The organism is Archangium violaceum, assembly GCF_016859125.1.
GTDB lineage: Bacteria > Myxococcota > Myxococcia > Myxococcales > Myxococcaceae > Archangium > Archangium violaceum_A.
Genome location: NZ_CP069338.1, coordinates 11,022,807 through 11,042,932, shown reverse-complemented (window position 1 = coordinate 11,042,932; position 20,126 = coordinate 11,022,807). Strand labels below are relative to the sequence as shown.

Here is a 20,126-nt window from a genome sequence, read left to right as displayed (position 1 = left end):
CTGCCCGGAGCGGCAGGCAGGCCGCGGAGACTTCACGAGATCAGCCGACGACCGTTGTCCGGCGAGAAAAGAGAGACCCGCCGGCCATCGATCCGGATGGGGAGTGGCGCATTGCGTTCGACCTTCTCGTCGGTCGACAGGCGGGCCGTGATCTCGTTACCGCCGAGCGTCATCCGCACGAACATGTCGGGGCCCGTCGGCTCCGACATCAGAGGCACTGCCTGAATCGTGCCGGCGCCGCCCCTCTCGGCGCGCTGAACGTGCTCGGGCCGCAGGCCCAACACGATGGGGCGTCCCTCCTTCAGCTCCGAAGCGCTGTCCAGCCCGGGCAGGGGGATGACCGCGTCGTGGCAGGCAATCGCCGGGCAATCGCCGCTCCGGGTCAGGCGCCCGTCGAGGAAGTTCATGGTCGGTGCGCCGACGAAGGATGCGACGAAGCGGTTGGCGGGTTGCTCGTAGATGACCTCCGGCCTGTCGCATTGCTGGATGCGGCCCTGGTCGAGCACGACGATGCGCGTGGCCATCGTCATCGCCTCGATCTGGTCATGCGTGACATAGACCATGGTGCGGCCGACCCGCTCATGCAGCTTCTTGAGCTCGACACGCATGTCGGCGCGCAGCTTGGCGTCGAGGTTGCTGAGCGGCTCGTCGAAGAGGAAGACCGACGGTTCGCGTACCAACGCGCGGCCGATGGCGACACGCTGCTGCTGGCCTCCGGACAGATTGGCCGGCCGACGATCCAGGAGGTGCTCGATGCGCAGCAGGCGTGCCACGTCATCGACCTTTCGGTCCATCTCCTCCTTGGGCGTCCCGCGCATCTTCAAGCCGAAGCTGATGTTCTTGCGCACCGACATGGTCGGGTAGAGCGCATAGGACTGGAACACCATGGCGATGTCGCGCTCGTCTGGCTCGAGCCCCGTCACGTCTCGGCCGCCAATGAGGATACGGCCGCTCGTCACCGGCTCGAGGCCCGCGATCATGTTGAGCAGCGTGGACTTGCCGCAGCCCGACGGCCCGAGCAACACCAGGAATTCGCCGTCCTCGATCTGCAGATCGATGTCATCGATGATGACCTGCGAACCATATGCCTTGCGGACGGATTCGAGTCTGACTCCATGCATTGCCAGGTCCTCAGCCCTTGACGGCGCCGGCTGCGATGCCGCGAACGAAGAGACGGCCGGAGAAGAGATAGACGAGCACGGTTGGAAGTGCCGTCAGCATGGTCGCGGCCATGTTGAGGTTGTATTCCTGCTCACCGAACTGCGAGCCGACCAGGTTGTTCAGCGCCACGGTCACCGGCTGGCTCTCCGGGCTGCTGAAGGTCAAGCCCAGCAGGAAGTCGTTCCAGATGTAGGTGAACTGAAGGATCATCGCGACGGCGAAGACCGGCAGTGACAGCGGCAACATCACGTACCAGAAGATCGCGAGGAAGCCGGCACCGTCGATCCGCGCGGCCTTGAGCAGATCCTGCGGCACCGACTGGAAGAAGTTGCGGAACAACAGCGTGACGAAGGCCAGGCCCCAGATGACGTGGACCAACACGAGTCCGGGCACCGAGCCGAACAGGCCGAGCTCCCGGATCATCACGATCATCGGGTAGAGCGTCACCTGGGGCGGAATGAAGAGGCCGACGAGGATCGCGCCGAACAGGATATTGGCGTAGGGGACACGCCACAGGCTGAGTGCGTAGCCCGTCAACGCGCCCAGCCCGACCGACAGGAAGAGCGACGGCAGGACGATCACGAAGGAGTTGGCGAACTGTCCCGAGAGCCCCTCACAGGAAGCACCAATGCAGGCGCTGCCCCAGGCCTTTCCCCAGGCGGCCAGTGTCGGGGCCTGAGGCAACGCGAACAAGCTGCCGTCGCGGATCTCGTCCATCGGCTTCAGCGAGGTCGAGACCATGATCAGGATCGGCGCCAGCATCGCCAGTGTGGCGGAGGTCAGCAGAAGATAGAGAACGAGCCGCTGGTAGCGCATCAAGCCTCCTTCCGCGGCGTGCGGAGCTCGTAATAGACGTACGGGGAGACGACCGCCGCGATGGTGCAGAGCATCATGAAGGCACCAGCGGCGCCCAGCCCCAGCTCCTGGCGATTGAGGATGTGATCGACCACGAACCGCGCCGGCAGATCGGAGGAGAAGCCGGGACCACCACCGGTCAGCGCCACGACGAGATCGAAGGACTTGAGGACCAGCGCGGACAGCAGAACGAACACGGAGAAGAACACCGGCCTCAACATCGGCGTGATGATGTTGGTGTAGACGCGCCAGGTGGGGATGCCATCGACCCGTGTCGCCTTCCAGATATTGGGGTCGATGCCGCGCAGGCCCGCGAGGAAGAGCGCCATGCACAACCCGACCTGTTGCCAGATGCCAGCGATGGCCAGCGTGTAGATCGCGCGGTCGGGCCGGACGATCCAGTTGAAGACGAAATCCGTCCAACCGAGATCACGCACCGCGTCCTGGATGCCGAGCGTCGGGTTGAGCAGCCATTGCCAGATGGCACCGGTGACGATGAACGACATCGACAACGGCAGCATGAACACGGTGCGGAACAGGCTCTCGCCCCGGGTGATGCGGTCGAGCATGATGGCGAGCGCATAACCAATCACGGTGCAGCCCAGGATGAACAGCGTGCCGTGGATGGCCAGGTTCTCCATCGCCGTCCACCACCGGTCGTTGGCGAACAGGCGCTTGTATTGATCGAGCCCGACGAAGTTGTAGACCGGCAGCAGCCGGGACCGCGTCATCGAGATGAGGATCGTCCAGCCGACGAAGACATAGAAACATACGACCGTGATGAGCGCGGCTGGAATGAGCGCGATCCTGGCCGCCGTGCTGGACGACAGGCGAGAGCGCCTACCGGCCGGAGAGCTCTCCGCGCGCGGCATCGTCACCGCGGACGGCTGTTGTTGTGCGTTCATCATGAGATGGTCCGTCCGCCGTTGAATGCCAGGGGTAGGGGAGGGCGGTCTCCGGGGTGGGACTCATCCACCCCGGCGACGCTGTCTCACTTCGCGCTCGCGATCGTCTTGATGAAGAGCGCGCGTCCCTGCTCGGGCGTCATCGTCCGGGTGTTCCAGAACTGGGAGATCGCATCATCGATGGCGCCAGAGACCGCGCTCGGCAGGCCGAACAGGCCGGAGCTCGCCAGCTGCGCCTTCGGGTCCTTGAGCGTCTCCATTCCCAGTCTGGCGCAGACGTCGAAGGAGTCGCTGGGCACGTCGGTCCGGACGGGAATGGAGCCCTTGCTCTTGTTGAAGGCGATCTGGACCGCCGGGTCCATGATGATGTTCGCCATCAGCTTCTGGGCCTCGCGGCTCGCCTTGTCCTTCGCGTTGGAGAAGGCGAACGCGTCGATGGTCATGATGTAGCCCTTGTCCTTGGCCGGGGCGAGCGCGCAGCCAACGGCCGTTCCGGGCTCGATTCCAGCCGCCACCAGCTCACCCTTGGCCCAATCCCCCATGAACTGGAAGGCCGCCGTGCCCTTCATCACCATGTTGGCCGCGATGTTCCACTTGCGGCCCGGGCTGCCCTCGTCGACGAACTCGCGCAGTGCCGCGACGGTCTTGAAGACCTCGAGCATGGTGGCGGACCTCATCGCCGCGTCGTCGAGCTGGCCGTAGACCTTGAGGTAGTGGTCACGGCCGCCCACACCGAGCAGGACGGAGTTGAAGAGGATCCGCTCCTGCCACGGCTCGCCACCGAGCGCGATCGGGGTGATTCCAGCCGCCTTGAGCGCCTTCGCGGCCGTGATGAACTCCGGCCACGTCTTCGGCACCTGGACCTTGGCCTTCTCGAGGGCGGCGGTGTTGTAGAACATCCAGTTCTCGCCGTGGATGTTGAGCGGCGCGGCGATGTACTTGCCGTCGTACTTGGCGACCTTGGCGATGAGGGGCGGCAGCACGGCGTCCCACTTGCCCGTGGTGGCCGCGTCCTGGACGTCGCCAACGAGCCCCTGTTCGGCCAGCTCCTCGAGCTGCTTGCCAATCGAGAACATGAAGACGGTGGGCGGCTTGCCTCCAATCATGCGATTGACGACCGCGGCGCGGGCATTGTCGCCACCTGCCACCGGAGTGTCCTTCCAGGTGCCACCCTTCGCCTTGTAGGCGGCGCGCACCTTGTCGAGCGCGGCTGATTCACCTCCCGACGTCCACCAATGCAGCACCTCGGCCGTCTGGGCCTGGGCCGCGGCCGAGAAACCGAGCAGTACGGCGGAAACCAGCCCCACGGATGCATTGAGCGCTCGCATTACGATCCTCCCCGTTGGTATAAGACTCAGAAATCGTAACGTTTCGATTCCACGATTCGTCCCACAGATAGACTCGGCAGTCAACGCCGTTCTCGCGGGTTTCTCGTCGAAAGAATGAGTCGGGGAAATAAAATGACAACGTTACGATTCTCGGGGCGGTTGGCGACGCGATGCGGCAAGGAAATGACCACGACGCGGCGCGGCAAAGACAGACAGTGACGCGGTGCGGTAGGAATGAAGACGGTGTTCTGGAGATGACAATGCGTTTTCCTGAAGGCTTTGTGTGGGGGGTCTCGACCTCCAGCTACCAGATTGAAGGCGGGGCCCCGGACGACGGACGGGGTCGAAGCATCTGGGACACCTATTGCGCGACGCCCGGCAAGGTCGCCAACGGAGACACGGGCGAGGTCGCGTGCGACCACTACCACCGCTATGCCGAGGACCTCGACCTGATGCGCGACCTGGGCGCGAAGGTCTACCGCTTCTCCATCATGTGGCCGCGGGTGTTTCCAGAAGGGGGCGGCGCGCTCAACGCCAAGGGGCTCGACTTCTACGATCGCATCGTCGATGGCCTGCTCGAGCGCGGCATGCGCGCGTGGCCGTGCCTCTACCACTGGGATCTGCCGCAGGCGCTGCAGGACCGCGGCGGCTGGGCCAATCGCGACATCGCGGGTTGGTTCGCGGAGTACACGGCCGTGGTGGCCAAACGGCTCGGAGATCGCGTCGAGAACTGGGTGACCTTCAACGAGCCGAGCGTCTCGGCCTGGGTCGGTTACGAGGAGGGACGCCACGCGCCGGGGCTGACGGATCCCCGCGCCGCCGTTCGCGCCGCGCACCATCTCAACCTGGCGCATGGGCGGGCCGTCGCGGTGCTGCGCGACCTGACGCCCAGGGCGGGCGTGGGGACCGTGGTACCGATCCACAAGGCCCGGCCGCTCCCTCAGTTCAAGGAGCGCGATGGCCACCTGGCGGCGCTCTTCGAGGACAAGTGGAACGGCGTCTTCCTCGACCCGATCTACCGCGGACGCTACCCTGACTCGGTCGTGGAGCGCTTCGCCGAGCACGTGCGCGACGGTGACCTCGAGGAGATCCACCGGCCGATCGATTTCCTGGGCGTCAACCACTACTTCCCGAGCTACATCAAGGCCTGCCCGAACGGTGCCTGGCCCTTCATGCATGCCGACCCGCCGCTCTACTTCCGCCGGACCGAGATGAACTGGGCGATAGACGGCCACGCCTTCTACGAGGTCCTCAAAATCGTCCAGGAGCGCTGCGGCAACCCGCCGGTCTATGTGACGGAGAACGGTGGTGCCTTCATCGACGTGGTCGGCGCGGATGGCCGGGTTGACGATCAAGACCGTATCGCCTATTACCGGGAATATCTGGCCGGACTGCAACGCGCTGTTTCGGAGGGAGCGGATGTCCGTGGCTTCATGCCCTGGTCGCTGCTCGACAACTTCGAGTGGGCGCATGGGTATGGAAAGCGCTTCGGCCTCGTGCATGTGGATTACCGCACCCAGAAACGGACACCGAAGGCTTCCTTCGACTTCATGCGGGAAGTGATCGCCGCGAACGCCTTGCCAGGCATCTAGACTCGGATTCGACGTGAGCGCCAAACGCAGCAAGCGCCAGGAGAACGACGGGGTCGCTCGGACGGCCGGGGCTCGAGCGAACCTCAGGACGTTGGCGACACATCTGGGCCTGTCGATCAGCACCGTTTCCCGGGCGCTGAAGGACGGTCCGGAGGTGAGGCCGGAGACGATCCAGCGGGTGAAGGAGGCCGCCGCCAGGTTCGGCTACGTGCCGAACATTGGCGGCATCCACCTTCGCACGGGCCGGACGTTCAAGGTCTGCTCCATCCTCTACGCGCCCGAGGTTGGCGACTACGGAGAGCCGGGCTTCCTGGCGCAGGTGGAGACCCTGTCGAACGGCATCGAGCCCGCGGGCTACAACCTGATCGTCCTGGCTCAGACCGGCCAGCAGACGCCGCTGGATCCGGTCCGCAAGATCTACGATCAGCGGCTCGCCGATGCCGTCGTCTTCTCGCGCACCACGCCCATGGATGAACGGGCCAGGTTCTGCCTGGAGAAGGACTTCCCGTTCGTGAGCTTCGGGCGCACCGAGCTGCAGACGCCGCACGCCTTCGTCGACCACGACGACGAGTACGCGGTGTTCGATGCGGTCATGACCCTGGCGCGCGGTGGGCACCGGAGGATCGTGCTGCTCAACCCGTCCGGAGGGTTCAACTATGTCGGCCTGCGCCTGCGCGGTTATCGGCGGGCGCTGGCCGAAGCCGGACTGCCCTGGGACGAGTCCCTGGTCTACCATGGCGACCTTTCGGTGCGGGGAACCCGCGAGGCGATCAAGCTGCTTCTGGAGCGCGTTCCCTCGGTCACGGCGATCGTCTGTGGAAACCAGATGTCGATCGTGGGCACGCTGGAGGGGCTGCTCGAAAGCGGGAGGGACACCAAGAAGGACGGCCTGAGCGTGGTCGGTTTTGGTGGCATGCCGTTCCTCACGCTCTCCGAGCAGCATGTCACCTATTACTACCAGCCACAGTCGCGCGTCGGTACGGTGCTGGCCAGCCATCTGAAAGCGCTCCTGAATGGCCAGCCAGCCGAGAACCTGCAGACGGTTCTGCCCTATGCGCGGATCGATGACCTGCGGCTGTTCCGCACACAGGACGAGGTCGATCTGACCCGGATGACTCCGCGGACGTGAGGGCCTCCCCTCACCCCGCTGTCATCACCAGCTCAGCACGTCGGTCTGCTTCACGCGGCAGGTCGCGGTGTTCCACTGGCTCTTGCCGTTGTTGACCTTCTGCGACTCGCCGTTGTGATTGGTGACGCCGATCCACTCCGTGCAGATCTTCGGCTTGTCCTTCGAGGCGTTGTAGCCGCCCTTGACGAAGAGGTTGGTGAGCGTGACGGTGTCCCCGTAGTTCTGGTTCGCGCCGGCGAGGGCCGACTTGATGCCCTCGACCTTGACATTGTCGATGATGAGGTTGCGCGGGCCGCCATTGTTCGTGCAGTCACCGCAGGAGCGCCAGAGCTTCCCGAAGTCGCTGATGTAGGAGTTCTTGATGATGGTCTTGGAATTGCCCTTGGCGTTGTGCTGGAAGACCTTGTCGCTGGCGTGCAGGGCGATGACGTGGTTGAGCGTCATGGTCGCCCCGTCCTTGGTGAGCGTCGCGGCGTCCTCGCAGATGTCCTCCCAGTAGACGTGGTCGAGCGTGCAGCTGCCCAGGCAGACGATGCCGTTGCCGCCGGCCTTCCCACCCGCGATGATGAGGTTCTTGACGGTGACGCCGTCCTCGACCTCGAACACCGTCTTCTGGCCCTCACCGTCGCACGAGGCGGTGTTGTTCACGCCGATCTTCTTGTTGGCGAAATCGTAGACGTTCGAGCCGCCGTTGGCGGCGTTCTTCAACCGGGTCGTGCTGGTCCGGATCTCTCCAGAAGAGCCGTTGCTGGGCGTCGGGATCGTGGTGGAAATGGTCTCCAGCGCGCTGGCCTCCTCGGCCAGGAGCTCCTCCTCCGTCATTCCTCCATTCAGGCATCCGCTTCCGAAGACACTCACTGCGAGCAACAGGGTAGGCGTACGCAGAGTCTTGTGGGTGAGCATGCTTCACTTCTCCTTGCCTGTTCGGCGATGGGAACTCGTGCCGCATCCGGCCAATCTTTTTCTTATGCAATGAGGACCGCGGTCCCCTGGCCGAGGCGGGTATTTCATTCGCGGCATTCTTTATAATGGGTCAAAGCTGGAATTCAATGAGGACCAGAAGTCTCCTTGAACTTCGTATATTCGTATATCCGTAGAATCGCGTAGTTGGAGATTCAGTTCCTTGAATGGGATTCTGAATCCCGGTCGATGGGTGATTCAGGAGATGGGGTGCGCGGGCGCATTCCTTGGTTCTGGCTGTGAACCTACAATCGCAGTGCAATCAATGCGGTAGGCCGAAGTGATTCGGCACGTCGTGCCACGAAGAGATTGTCTTCAGTCTCTTTTCCCTGGATTTTACAGATTATCCGTCTCAACATGTAATGGCTGGATACCCTGCTGGCGGGGTCTTTGCTGTAGGTGTATCGAGCGAGCCTGCTCATCAGGGAGCCGTTCACCGCCAATCCAGCATCCTCGTGGCGGCGGATTGCTGATGAGAGACATGGCAAGGATGTGGTGAAGCGAAGCAGTGGTGGTTTTGTTTTCGCACGTCAACCTGACGGTGGGGGTCACGGCTGTGTGTAAGAGATATCTCAATGGACGCAGTGTTGCTTTGGTGCTGGCTGTCGTCGTCAGCTCGATTCTGGCGGCTGCCGTGCCGGAGGCGCAGGCGGCGCCAGGTGCCGCATACACCTGGCGCAACGTCGTCACGGGCGGTGGTGGCGGTTTCATCCCGGGGATCGTCTTCAATACGAAAGAGAAGGATCTGATCTACGCCCGAACCGATATTGGCGGCGCGTACCGCTGGGATGCGGCGACCTCCAGCTGGATTCCGCTCTCCGATTCGACGGGCTGGGTGGATTGGAACAAGAACGGCGTGGATGCCCTGGCGACCGACCCGGTCGAGCCGAACCGCGTCTACATGGCGACCGGCACCTATACGAACGATTGGGATACGAACGGCCAGATCATGCGTTCGACCGACAAGGGCGATACGTGGCAGGTGACCCCGCTCCCATTCAAGGTCGGCGGCAATATGCCCGGGCGCTCCATGGGTGAGCGTCTGGTGATCGATCCGAACAAGAACAACATCCTCTTCTTCGGCGCCCGGAGCGGCAACGGACTTTGGAGGAGCACGGACTACGGCGCGACCTGGACCAAGGTCACCAGCTTCCCCAACCCCGGTACCTATGTTCAAGACCCCACCAACTCCTACGGGAACGACATCGTGGGGCTGGCCTGGATCACGTTCGACCCGCGAACGGGTTCAGCTGGCAGCGCGACGCAGACGATCTACGTCGGCGTAGCGGACAAGGAGAACAACGTGTTCCGAAGCACGGATGGTGGTGCCACCTGGGCGGCGGTTCCCGGACAGCCCGTGGGCTATCTGCCGCACCATGGGGAGCTGTCCTCCAATGGCAACCTCTACATCTCCTATAGCGATGGCGTCGGCCCCTACGATGGCACCCAGGGAGACGTGTGGAAGTTCAATACGGCGACGGGCGTCTGGACGAACATCAGCCCCGTTCCGAGCAGCAGCTCCGACAACTATTTCGGCTACGGCGGCCTTGCCGTCGATGCGCGGAACCCGAACACGATCATGGTCGCCACCCTGAACTCCTGGTGGCCGGATGCCATCATCTTCCGGAGCACGGACGGCGGTGCGACCTGGAGCCGGATCTGGGACTGGGATGGCTACCCGAGCCGGAAGCTTCGGTATACGCATGACATTTCGGCCGCGCCCTGGCTGACGATGGGCATCGAGCCCATCCCGCCGACTCCCTCTCCCAAGCTGGGTTGGATGATAGGAGATCTCGAGATCGACCCGTTCAACTCCAACCGGATGATGTACGGGACGGGCGCGACCCTGTACGGCACGAACAACCTGACGGACTGGGATGTCGGCGGCACGGTGAAGATCTCCGTCATGGCCAGGGGAATCGAGGAAACGGCCGTCATGGAGTTGATCAGTCCGCCGTCCGGTGCGCCGCTCATCAGCGCGCTGGGCGATATCTCCGGCTTCCGTCATGACGACCTGACGACGCCTCCCGCCAAGACGATGTCCGTCCCGCAGTGGAGCACGACGTACGGCATCGACTACGCGGAGCTCAACCCGGGCTTCATGGTTCGTGTCGGGATGGCGGATTACGCGTCGGACTCCAATGCCAGGTCGGTGGGCCTTTCCCATGATGGAGGCGCGAACTGGTACAAGGCCTCCTCCGAGCCGACGGGAACGAAAGGCGGAGGTACGGTGGCGGTCGCGGCCGATGGCACCTCCATCGTGTGGAGCACGTCGGATGTCGGGGTGTACTACTCGAAGTCGGGCGGCAATGGCTGGACGGCCAGTGCCGGTATTCCGGCGGGTGCGAAGATCGCCTCCGACCGCGTGAACCCGAACAAGTTCTACGCCTACTCGGCCGGAAGGTTCTATGTCAGCACGAACGGTGGCGCCACATTCACCCTGACGGGCGCGGCGGGTCTTCCCAGCAGCGGAGCCGCTTCACTCAAGGCCGTACCAGGCCGCGAGGGCGACGTCTGGTTCGCTGGCGGCAATGAGAATCCCGGGCCCCATGGCCTGTGGCACTCGACCGATTCCGGCACGAGCTTCACGAAGCTGGCGAACGTGCAGGAGGCCGATGGAGTCGGTTTCGGCAAAGCGGCGCCGGGACAGAGCTACATGGCGTTGTACGTCATCGCGAAGATCGACGGGGTGCGCGGCTTCTTCCGTTCGGATGATGCGGGAGCTTCCTGGGTGAGGATCAACGACGATCAGCATCAGTATGCGAGAGTCACGACCATCACCGGGGATCCGAGAGTGTACGGCCGCGTGTACGTGGGCACGAACGGCCGCGGTATCGTCTATGGCGAGCCGGCCGGCGGTGAGCCGCCGCCGCCGGTCAATCAGTCGACCATCACTCCGACGAGTGCCTCTTTCGACAAGAAGACGGACAAGCAGGCCGACCTTCCGGTGACGATGACGCTGAATGGGAACACGCTGGTCCGCATCAGCAATGGCGCGGCGACGCTCGTGGCCGGTACGGATTACACCGTCTCTGGCTCGACCGTCATCCTTTCGAAGCGCTATCTGGCCAACCAGCCTGTCGGGACGACGAACCTGACCTTCCATTTCAGCGCGGGCTCATCTCCCGTTCTGGCCGTCACCGTGACCGATACGACCTCCACTGGCTCGGGGAATCTCAAGGTGCAGATGTACAATGGGTCCACCGCGGCGTCCCTCAATTCCATCAACCCGAGATTCAAGCTCGTCAATACCGGAACGAGCGCTGTAGCGCTTTCCACGGTCAAGCTCCGGTATTACTACTCCATCGATGGGGAGAAGGAGCAGAGCTTCTTCTGTGATTGGTCCCAGGTTGGTGGTTCGAATGTGACCGGGACCTTCGTCAAGATGACGACGCCAACGCCCGATGCCGATCATTATCTCGAGATCGGTTTCACGAGCGGAGCAGGCGGTCTCGCGGCCGGGCAGAGCATCGACGTTCAGGTGAGGTTCGCGAAGTCCGACTGGAGCAACTATACGCAGACGGGTGATTACTCCTTTGCTCCGACCGGCACGGCCTATTCGGACTGGAGGAAAGCACCCGCGTACATCTCCGGCAGCCTCCAGTGGGGCCTCGAGCCCTGACGGCGCATACGTGAAACAAGGGGGCCGGGGCCCTGTTTCAGGCCTCGGCCGTCTCCTCGCTCAGCTGCGCCAGCATCGCCGCGTCCATGGCGCGCAGCTCGTTGCGCTCGAAACCATGGAGGGCGGTGAGCCATGCTGGCCGACCGGGCGTCGCTCACTTCTGGTGAAACCCGAGCACCGGGGACCTCCGGACGCCCCCCGGCAGCGGCTCGCGGAAAGAAGCCATCCGGCCGCCTGTTTGGCGCATGATGCGCCCCATGTCGTCACGGCCGCCCCCTCCGTCCGTTCCATCCCAGTCTGTCGCGCTCGGGGAACTTGCTCGCGCGCAGCGGCGTGCCGGCCGCTCCGCCATGCTGGGGCTGGCGCTGCTCGGTATGGCGGCGTTCGCCAGTCCCCTGCTCGCCTACCGTGAGGACCTGCAGAACGCCCGTGAGGAAGTGCTCGGGAGCCTCTCCAGTCAGGCCCGGGTGCAGGCCGAGGCGTTGGGTGTGCACCTGGGCCTGTTGGAGGCGGAGCTGCGCCGTCTGGCCGAGAACCCTCAGCTCACTCCCGAGGATGGCTCCTCCGGCCCGGAGATGGCCGTGTTGGACAGCGCCTTCCACCACTCGCACCTCTTCTCGGAGGGGGTGGCACTGCTCTCCCCCTCGGGACGCCGTGTGTGGAGCGACCCGCCCCAGATGTCACTGGGAGACTCGCCCCTGCATACCCGGCCCTGGTTCCGCCGGGTGCTGGCGGAAGGTGTGTCGGACATCAGCCTGCTGGAGGGAAAGGACGGGCCGCTGGTGGTGGCGGTGCCCATCCTCCGCGCCGGGGAGGTGGTGGGCCTGTTGGTAGGCGAGCTGCGGGCGGGAGCTCGTCCGCTGCCGGGCGTCCAGCCGGGGGGCGCGGACATGACGCTGTTGCTGGATGAAGGCGGACAGCTGCTGCTGCCCGTTCCCTCGCCGCGCTTCGCGTGGACTCCGGAGCGCGCCGCGCGCATGCACCTGCTGGCCGAGGCTCCCGGTCCCCTCATCCTGGATGGCAAGCGCATGCTGGGCGCGGCGGCTCCGGTTCCGACACCGGAAGGTGTCAGCGGCATGTTGCTGGCCGTGCTCGAGGACGAGGAGCGGGACATCGAGCGCCTGCGCCACCGCTTCCTCGGGCAATTCCTCTTCCATGTCGCCCTGCTGGGCAGCACCCTGCTGATCTTCACCTTCCTGCTGCGGCGCTCGTACCATTCGTTGATGGCCGCGGAGGAGCGGCTGCGGCACCAGGAGACGATGGCCGCGCTGGGCTCGGCCAGTCAGCTCATCGCCCACGAGGTGAAGAACGCCCTCAACGGCATCCAGGCGGCCCTCTCCCTGTTGCGGCCCGCCGCCTCCGCGGGGGAGGTGGCCTTGCCGGCCCTGCGTGCCCAGGTGCAACGGCTGGGGCATCTGGCGCGCTCGCTGCTGTCCTTCGGCACCCCACCGCGTTCCGCCGCCATGCGCCACGCCTGCGAGCTGCGCCTGCTCGTGGAGGAGGCCCTGCAGCCGGTGCGCCTGCTGCCAGAGGCGGAGGACGTGCACCTGGAGGTGTCGCTGGCGGAGGGCATCACCGTGCAGGCGGACCCGGCGCTGCTGGTGTCCGCCATCGACAACCTGCTGCGCAACGCGGTGGAGGCGGGCGCGGTGGCGCGCGACACGGGCCTGCGTCCCTCCCCGTGGGTACGGGTGACCCTCTCGCGCGAGGCCGGGGAGGCCGTGGTTCGGGTGGAGGACAACGCGGGTGGGGTGGACCCGAACCTGGAACCCCGTTTGTGGGAGCCCTTCGCCACCGCGCGCGCCAAGGGCGTGGGTCTGGGGTTGCCCATGGCCCGTGCTGCCGTCGAGGCCCACGGCGGGAGCCTCACCTATACCCGATTGCCCGATGGCAGCCGCTTCACCCTTCGGCTGCCCCTGGAGAGCACCACATGAGTTCCTCCCTGCTCCTGGTGGACGACGATCGCACCTTCTCCTCGCTCGCCGCTTCCGTGCTGACGCAGCAGGGCTTCCGGGTGCGGACGGCCCGCTCGCTGCACGAGACGCGCATGGCCCTCGCCCGCGAGGCGCCGGATCTGATCATCCTCGACCGCCGGCTGCCGGATGGCGACGGGCTCTCCTTCCTTCCCGAGCTGCGCGCCCAGGTTCCCGGCACCGTGGTGCTGATGGTGACGGCGCACGGGGACATCGCCAGCGCGGTGGAGGCCATCAAGGCGGGTGCTCGCGACTACCTGTCCAAGCCGGTGGAACTGGACGACCTGGTGCTGCGCGCGCGCCGGGCCGCCGAGGACGCGCAACTCCAGGAGCGGTTGCGCCGGGCCGAGAGCGCGCTGGAGGGCCGGCGGCGTCTGTTGGTGCCCCGCTCGCCCGCCATGCAGAACACCCTGCGGATGCTCGAGCGCATCGCCACCTCGCCCCGCAGCCCCGTCCTCCTGCTGGGGGAGACGGGCGTGGGCAAGGAGGTCATCGCCCGTCACCTGCACCTGCTGCGCGAGGAGCAGGGGCCCTTCGTCCACGTCAACTGCGCGGCCCTGCCGGACACCATGGTGGAGAGCGAGCTGTTCGGCCACGAGCGGGGCGCCTTCACCGACGCGCGCACCGCCCGGCGGGGTCTGGTGGAGGTGGCCAACGGCGGTCTGCTCTTCCTCGATGAGGTGGGCGAGCTGCCGCTGCCGCTGCAGGCCAAGCTGCTCACCTTCCTGGACAAGGGCGCCTTCCGGCGGCTGGGCGGCAGCACCGAGCTGACCAGCAGCGCGCGCGTGGTGGCCGCCACCAACCGCAACCTCAACGAGGAGGTGGCCGCCGGCCGTTTCCGCGAGGACCTCTACTTCCGCCTGAGCGTCTTCAAGGTGGAGGTGCCCCCGCTCCGGGTGCGGCGCGAGGACGTGCTGCCGCTGGCCGAGTCGCTGGTGGTCGAGCTGTGCGCGGAGTTGGGCCGCCGCCCGGTGGGCTTCTCCGCCGCCGCGCGCGAGCGGCTCGAGCGCTACCCCTTCCCCGGCAACGTGCGCGAGCTGCGCAACGTCCTCGAGCGCGCCCTGGTGCTGGAGACCGGCCCCGCCCTGGAGTTGGAGGCGCTCGCGTCGGGCACCCCGGGTTCCGCCTCTCCATCCGACCCCAATGCCTTCGTGGTATCCGGCCCCCCGCTCCCCCTGGAAGAGGTGGAGCGCCGGTATGTCCGGCATGTCCTCGAGCGCCTGGAGGGGCGCCGCATGGATGCCGCCCGTGCCCTCGGCATCTCCTATCCCACCTTCCTGCGTCGGCTGGGTGAAGAGTAGGGAATAAAGGGGAATTCAAGAATTTTTAAGTCCCTGACGCGCCGCTTCAAAATTCTTTAAGTCCTCCTCGGACGTCCTCGACCCTCGTCAGAGGGAAGCCGGGCTCCATCCCCCCGGCACGCTCCTTGCCAAGCGAAGGGCGAACCGCGCCGCGCCCCCGGAAGGAGTCGCGACGCTTTCGTTACGTGGAGGCTGAGAGAGTGATGAAGTCCAATGAGCAGAAGGCCGGCTCCGCCGGCTCGCTCCAGGACGTGCTGGCCAGGGATGTGCCTGCCTCCCTGGTGGTCTTCCTGGTGGCCCTGCCCTTGTGCATGGGCATCTCCCTGGCCTCGGGCGCTCCCATCATGTCTGGCCTCATCGCCGGCGTGGTGGGCGGTCTGGTGGTCGGGGCGTTTGGTGGTGCGCCGCTCCTGGTGAGTGGCCCGGCGGCGGGTCTGGCGGTGATGGTGTTCGGCTTCATCCAGGAGCTGGGCTTCGCCGCCACCTGTGCCGCGGTGGCCGCCGCGGGTTTGGTGCAGGTCGCGCTCGGTGTGCTGAAGGTGGCGCGCACGTCGCTGGCCATCTCCCCGGCCGTCATCCACGGCATGCTCGCGGGCATCGGCATCCTCATCGTGCTGGGCCAGCTGCACATCGTGCTGGGCGGCGCTCCGCAGTCCAACGCCTGGGCGAACCTGCGCGAGCTGCCGCAGCAGATCTCCGACCTGCACGGTCCCGCGACGATCCTCGGACTGCTCACCATCGGCGTGCTGGTGCTGTGGCATGTGATGCCCAACAGCCGTCTCAAGCGGGTGCCCGGACCGCTGGTGGCGGTGGTGCTCGCCTCGGCGGCCGCCGCGATCTGGGATGCGGACGTGAAGCGGGTGGATCTGAACGGTGATTTGTTCAGCAGCCTCCAGCTTCCCTCGCTGCCCCAGGGCAACTGGGGCGCCTTCCTGACGGCGGTGTTCTCCCTGGCCCTGGTGGCCAGCGCCGAGTCGCTGCTGAGCGCGGTGGCCACCGACAAGCTGCACACGGGCGCGCGCGCCAACCTGGACAAGGAACTGGTCGCGCAGGGTCTGGCCAACACCGTCTCGGGTCTGGTGGGGGGTCTGCCCATCACCGGCGTCATCGTGCGCAGCGCCGCCAACATCGCCGCGGGCGCCAAGACGCGCGCGTCCGCCGTGCTGCACGGCGTGTGGATGTTGCTCTTCGTGTCCCTGCTGGGCTCGTGGTTGGGGCTGGTGCCCCTCACCGTGCTGGCCGGTCTGCTCGTCTTCGTGGGCGGCAAGCTGGTGGACGCGCACCACATCCGGGAGCTGCGCCGGCGCGGGGAGCTGCCCGTGTATCTGGTGACGGTGGCCGGTGTGGTGGGTGTCAACCTGCTGGCCGGTATTGGCATGGGCCTGGCGCTGGCCGTGCTGCGCCTGCTGTGGCAGCTGGGCCAGGTGCAGGTGCAGGTGCGCCGGGAGGGCGAGGTGCACCAGGTGCGCGTGGGCGGTGCCCTCACCTTCGTGGGCGTCCCCAAGCTGTCCACCGCGCTCGCCCAGGTGCCCGCGGGCGCCCAGGTGGAGCTGGATCTCGCGGTGGAGTCGATGGACCACTCCGGCTACGAGGCGCTGGAGAGCTGGTGCCAGACGCACCGCAAGACGGGCGGCAAGGTGTGGATGGAGCCGCTCGAGGATGTCTGGACGCGCAAGGGCGCCATCGCCTCGTCGAAGTCCGCTGTTCCCGTTTCGTCTGCCCCCACTGCTCTCACCTCGGAAGGTGCGTGAAATGAAGAAGCTCATTCAAGGTCTACTCGATTTCCAGCGTCACGGACTTCCCGCCTATCGCTCCACCTTCGCGCGTCTGGCCCATGGGCAGTCGCCGGATTGCCTCTTCATCGGGTGCTCCGACAGCCGCGTGGTGCCCAACCTCGTCGTGTCCACCCACCCGGGTGACCTCTTCGTCACGCGCAACGTGGGCAACATGGTGGCGCCCTCGGACTCGGCCGGCCAGTCGCTGGGCGATCGGTCCGAGGCGGCGGCGGTGGAGTACGCCCTGCTGCATCTGCCGGTGGTGGATGTGGTGGTGTGCGGGCACTCCGGCTGCGGCGCCATGAAGGCGGTGCTGGCGGGGTACAACGATCAGCGGACCCCCAACCTCGGCAGCTGGCTGGCGCTCGGCCGGCCCGCCCTGGAGGCGCTCGAGCGCGGCGGCGGAAAGCTGGGCGAGGGGTTGCCCCCGGCGGATCGGCTCAGCCAGCTCAACGTGCTGCAGCAGCTCGAGCACCTGCGCACCTATCCCCTGGTGCGCGAGCGCGTGGAGGCCGGCACGTTGCGGCTGCACGGCTGGTGGTTCGACATCGGCCGCGCGCAGGTGCATGTCTACCGTCCGGACCTCGAGCGCTTCACCCCCATCGATGAGCAGGAGGGGGAGCGGCTGCTCGCGGAGCTGAGGGACAACGACGGCTCGGGGTCGTCGTTGTCCACCTCGGCCGCCTGACGGCTTCCTGGCGGCGGCCCCGTTCATGGGGGCCGCCGCGGTGGCGTCGAGCTCGAGGGCCATGGGAGATCCGATAGAACGGGCGCGGCACCGTGGCGGAGATCGAACGTCTGACGGGCCTGGACTTCGGCCCCCTGCGCCATCACGACACGAACGGAGCGGACGGCGGCGAGTCCCGCGCCAGGGCGTGGCTCATCCAGGGCTACGAGGACTTCACGGCGGTGATCTAGGGTAGGGCGCATGAGCATTCCCATGCGCGTGAGGATGGCGCCCTCGGGCCCCGAGGTCTCCCGGGTGGCCTACGGCTTGTGGCGGTTGATGGCCGTGCCCGGTGGCGCCGAGGTCCAGCAGGTGCTGGCCAGGATCCAGACCTGTCTGGATCACGGCATCACCACCTTCGACCATGCCGACATCTACGGCGGTTACCAGTGCGAGGCCGCGTTCGGCGCCGCGCTGCGGGCCCACCCCGGACTGCGTCAGAAGATGGAGCTGGTGACCAAGTGCGGCATCATGCTGGTGAACCCGGCGCGACCGAACAACCGGCTCAAGCACTACGACTACTCGCGGCGGCACATCGTCGAGTCCGTGGAGAGCTCGCTGCGCAACCTGGCCACGGACCATCTCGACGTCCTGCTCCTGCACCGGCCGAGCCCGATGTTGGATCCAGATGAAGTCGCCGAGGCGCTGCAACAGTTGGTGGGGCAGGGGAAGGTGCGCCACCTGGGCGTGTCCAACTTCACCCCGTCCCAGTTCGACATGTTGGCCTCCCGGTTGACGGTGTCCCTGGTGACGAATCAGGTGGAGATACACCCACTTCGGCTGGCGGCCTTCCAGGATGGGACGCTCGACCAATGCATGCGGGCGCGGATCTCCCCCATGGCCTGGTCGCCGCTGGCCGGGGGGCGGCTGGCGACGGGGCAGGGCGAGGCCGAGACGCGGGTGCGCGCGGTACTGGCGGAGCTGGCGCGCCGGTACGGAGCGGATCAGGAGCAGTTCCTCCTCGCCTGGCTGTTGCGGCATCCGTCCCGGATCATCCCGGTCGTGGGCACCAACCGGCTCGAGCGCATCACCTCGGCCGCGGGTGCGCTCTCGCTGGAGATGGAGCTGCAGGACTGGTTCGCGATCTGGAGCGCGGCCCTGGGCTCCGAGGTTCCGTGACGCAGACGGGGATTCCGGTGCAGACTCGCGCCACCGAGGAGGCTTCCATGGATGCATTGAACGCCTTGAAAAAGGGTCTCTGGACCCTGCCGTTCGAACAGCGCAAGGAGATCTACCGGGACCTGCGTCAGGTGCTCGGCCTCTCCGAGCAGGAGCCGCTCCTTCCCCTGCCCGAGCCCGCCCTCCGCGCCTGGTGCCAGCGCTTCGCCGCGCTCCTGGCCCCGAAGCTGGCCCAGCACCCGGCCACGCGGAACATGGCCGACACCACGCGCATCGAGTCGATGCTCCTGGCCTACGGCCAGCGGCCCGACGACGCCTTCTTCGAGTCCCATGTGGTCGCGGGCAACCGGCTCCTGAACGGCGGGTTGCCCGGGCTCTACCTGCATGTCCTGCTCAATGGCGCCGGCGTTCCCACCGCCCGGCAGGCGGCGCGCGAGGTTCTCACGCCCGAGCAGGCCGCGCTCATCGAGGAGCGCTACTCGGGCCTGATGCTGCTCCGCCACGCGCTGCTGCAGGAGGTGGCGCTGGGCACGGGGGGAGTTGTCTCCTGACCCTCAGGCCAGGTCCTTCATGTGGACTTCCAGGTGGGAGCTGTTGGTCCCGAGCGTGCTCGCGTCATCGGTGGGGATGACGTAGCCCTCGTCGGCGCCCACATGCTTCCGGTAGAAGTCCACCACGCTCGGGTCCTGAACGTTGGACGTGGTGGTCTTCTTGATGCCGTAGACCGTGCCGTCCGCCGTCCTGGCCTTGACCGAGTCGGGGGCCGACGCCAGGAGGCTCTCCTCCGTGCCGGACTTCTTGCCGCCGCCCTCGGGAGCGATGGTCATGGCGGCATTGGCGCCCTCGATGTAGCTCACGTCGTAGTACGTCTGGCCAAAGCCTCCGTCGAACTTGACCTCGCCGAGCGTGGCCGCCGCTCCATCGCCAGACGTGCTGCGGAAGTTGCCGGACCAGCCCTCGGGGAACTCCAGCGTCTTCTTCTCACCAGGCTTCAGTGTCACGGAGTCGATCGCCTTCTCACCGGCGTTGGGCGTGAACTGGATGGTCATCGGCGATTTGCCATCGTTGGTGAAGGTCATCGTGTTGCCGTTCTTCGACGACCCGCCAGCCGGAGCGACTCCCTCCGCCTTCGCGGCCGGAGCTCCCTGTGCGGCCGGTGCCTGGGGCGCCGCCGCTGCCGCCGGTGCCTGGAAACCAGGGGCATCGCCGCCAATCTCAGGCACTCCGCCGCCCAGGCCTCCCAGCGGCGAATCCAGGCCCGACAGGCCCTGAACACCCGCGCCACCCTCGCCGCCCAGCAGGCTCGTGGCCATGGACAGCACCTGATCCATCTGCGCGAGCACCTGCGCCAGCACCTCGAGGCCCACCGCCTTCTTCAGGTCCGTCGGAGCGTCGAAGCCATCGGTCGCGAACAGCTGCCGCAGGGGATTGCTCCGCTGCGTGTCCTGGAGGTCCGGCAGGCAGCCCCTGGCCGGGGTGGAAAGCGGCTCGAGGCTGGAGGTGCGCGGGCTGCACGTGGAAACGGGCGACCTGGAAACGGGCGAGAGAGACATGATGGGCGTTCCTCGGAAATGAAGTGGAGGTCAGGGACCGTGTGTCGGGGGCACGTACGGCCAAGGAGCAGGAGGTGTGCCAGCGTCTCACCCCCTGTGTTTCGTCCCGAAAGGGGGCCCGTCCTG

Annotated in this window: 16 protein-coding genes; 10 read left to right on the top strand and 6 right to left on the bottom strand. The window is 66.3% G+C overall.

Translation table 11 applies throughout. The features are described 5' to 3' along the window. Nucleotides 1-32: 32 nt before the first annotated feature. The 4 genes from JQX13_RS46650 to JQX13_RS46635 all read right to left on the bottom strand — a co-directional run bounded on the left by JQX13_RS46650 (nt 33) and on the right by JQX13_RS46635 (nt 4,249). Entirely contained in the window at nt 33-1,121 is a 1,089-nt protein-coding gene (locus JQX13_RS46650) for an ABC transporter ATP-binding protein (RefSeq protein ID WP_203405848.1), read from the bottom strand. Between the two features lie 10 nt (nt 1,122-1,131). Then, nucleotides 1,132-1,977, bottom strand: coding sequence for a carbohydrate ABC transporter permease (locus JQX13_RS46645; protein ID WP_203405847.1), 846 nt, complete (start codon nt 1,975-1,977; stop codon nt 1,132-1,134). Beyond that, a complete protein-coding gene (locus JQX13_RS46640) occupies nt 1,977-2,924 on the bottom strand; it encodes a carbohydrate ABC transporter permease (RefSeq protein ID WP_203405846.1) in 948 nt (315 codons plus the stop codon). Before JQX13_RS46640 ends, JQX13_RS46645 begins: the two co-directional genes overlap by 1 nt. A gap of 83 nt (nt 2,925-3,007) precedes the next feature. After that, entirely contained in the window at nt 3,008-4,249 is a 1,242-nt protein-coding gene (locus JQX13_RS46635; RefSeq protein WP_203405845.1) for an ABC transporter substrate-binding protein, read from the bottom strand. 260 nt (nt 4,250-4,509) lie between these two features. Here JQX13_RS46635 and JQX13_RS46630 point away from each other — a divergent pair, with 260 nt between their 5' ends. Both JQX13_RS46630 and JQX13_RS46625 read left to right on the top strand, forming a co-directional pair. Next, a complete protein-coding gene (locus JQX13_RS46630; protein WP_203405844.1) occupies nt 4,510-5,841 on the top strand; it encodes a GH1 family beta-glucosidase in 1,332 nt (443 codons plus the stop codon). A gap of 13 nt (nt 5,842-5,854) precedes the next feature. Then, nucleotides 5,855-6,970 carry a LacI family DNA-binding transcriptional regulator gene (locus JQX13_RS46625; protein ID WP_203405843.1) on the top strand — a complete coding sequence of 372 codons (1,116 nt, stop codon included), beginning with the start codon at nt 5,855-5,857 and terminating at the stop codon, nt 6,968-6,970. Between the two features lie 24 nt (nt 6,971-6,994). Here the strand turns inward: JQX13_RS46625 and JQX13_RS46620 are convergent, their stop codons facing one another. Then, nucleotides 6,995-7,873 (bottom strand): pectate lyase, encoded by an 879-nt coding sequence (locus JQX13_RS46620; RefSeq protein ID WP_239014282.1) that lies wholly within the window; start codon nt 7,871-7,873, stop codon nt 6,995-6,997. A 565-nt stretch (nt 7,874-8,438) separates the two neighbouring features. On the opposite strand from JQX13_RS46620, the gene JQX13_RS46615 reads away from it, so the two are divergent. The 8 genes from JQX13_RS46615 to JQX13_RS46580 all read left to right on the top strand — a co-directional run bounded on the left by JQX13_RS46615 (nt 8,439) and on the right by JQX13_RS46580 (nt 18,998). Next, entirely contained in the window at nt 8,439-11,552 is a 3,114-nt protein-coding gene (locus JQX13_RS46615; RefSeq protein WP_239014281.1) for a X2-like carbohydrate binding domain-containing protein, read from the top strand. 257 nt (nt 11,553-11,809) lie between these two features. Further along, nucleotides 11,810-13,486, top strand: coding sequence for a sensor histidine kinase (locus JQX13_RS46610; RefSeq protein WP_203405842.1), 1,677 nt, complete (start codon nt 11,810-11,812; stop codon nt 13,484-13,486). Continuing rightward, nucleotides 13,483-14,826, top strand: coding sequence for a sigma-54-dependent transcriptional regulator (locus tag JQX13_RS46605; protein ID WP_203405841.1), 1,344 nt, complete (start codon nt 13,483-13,485; stop codon nt 14,824-14,826). Before JQX13_RS46610 ends, JQX13_RS46605 begins: the two co-directional genes overlap by 4 nt. A 203-nt stretch (nt 14,827-15,029) precedes the next feature. Continuing rightward, entirely contained in the window at nt 15,030-16,577 is a 1,548-nt protein-coding gene (locus JQX13_RS46600; protein ID WP_203412524.1) for a SulP family inorganic anion transporter, read from the top strand. 1 nt (nt 16,578) lies between these two features. After that, complete coding sequence (locus tag JQX13_RS46595; RefSeq protein ID WP_203405840.1) at nt 16,579-17,289, top strand: carbonic anhydrase; 711 nt, start codon at nt 16,579-16,581, stop codon at nt 17,287-17,289. 92 nt (nt 17,290-17,381) lie between these two features. Further along, nucleotides 17,382-17,519: a hypothetical protein gene (locus JQX13_RS46590; RefSeq protein ID WP_203405839.1), complete on the top strand. Its 138-nt coding sequence runs from the start codon at nt 17,382-17,384 to the stop codon at nt 17,517-17,519. 10 nt (nt 17,520-17,529) lie between these two features. Further along, nucleotides 17,530-18,447: an aldo/keto reductase gene (locus JQX13_RS46585; RefSeq protein ID WP_203405838.1), complete on the top strand. Its 918-nt coding sequence runs from the start codon at nt 17,530-17,532 to the stop codon at nt 18,445-18,447. 47 nt (nt 18,448-18,494) lie between these two features. Further along, nucleotides 18,495-18,998, top strand: a complete 504-nt coding sequence (locus tag JQX13_RS46580) for a hypothetical protein (protein WP_203405837.1) — start codon at nt 18,495-18,497, stop codon at nt 18,996-18,998. Between the two features lie 3 nt (nt 18,999-19,001). Here the strand turns inward: JQX13_RS46580 and JQX13_RS46575 are convergent, their stop codons facing one another. After that, nucleotides 19,002-20,000, bottom strand: coding sequence for a hypothetical protein (locus JQX13_RS46575; RefSeq protein WP_203405836.1), 999 nt, complete (start codon nt 19,998-20,000; stop codon nt 19,002-19,004). Between the last annotated feature and the right edge of the window lie 126 nt (nt 20,001-20,126).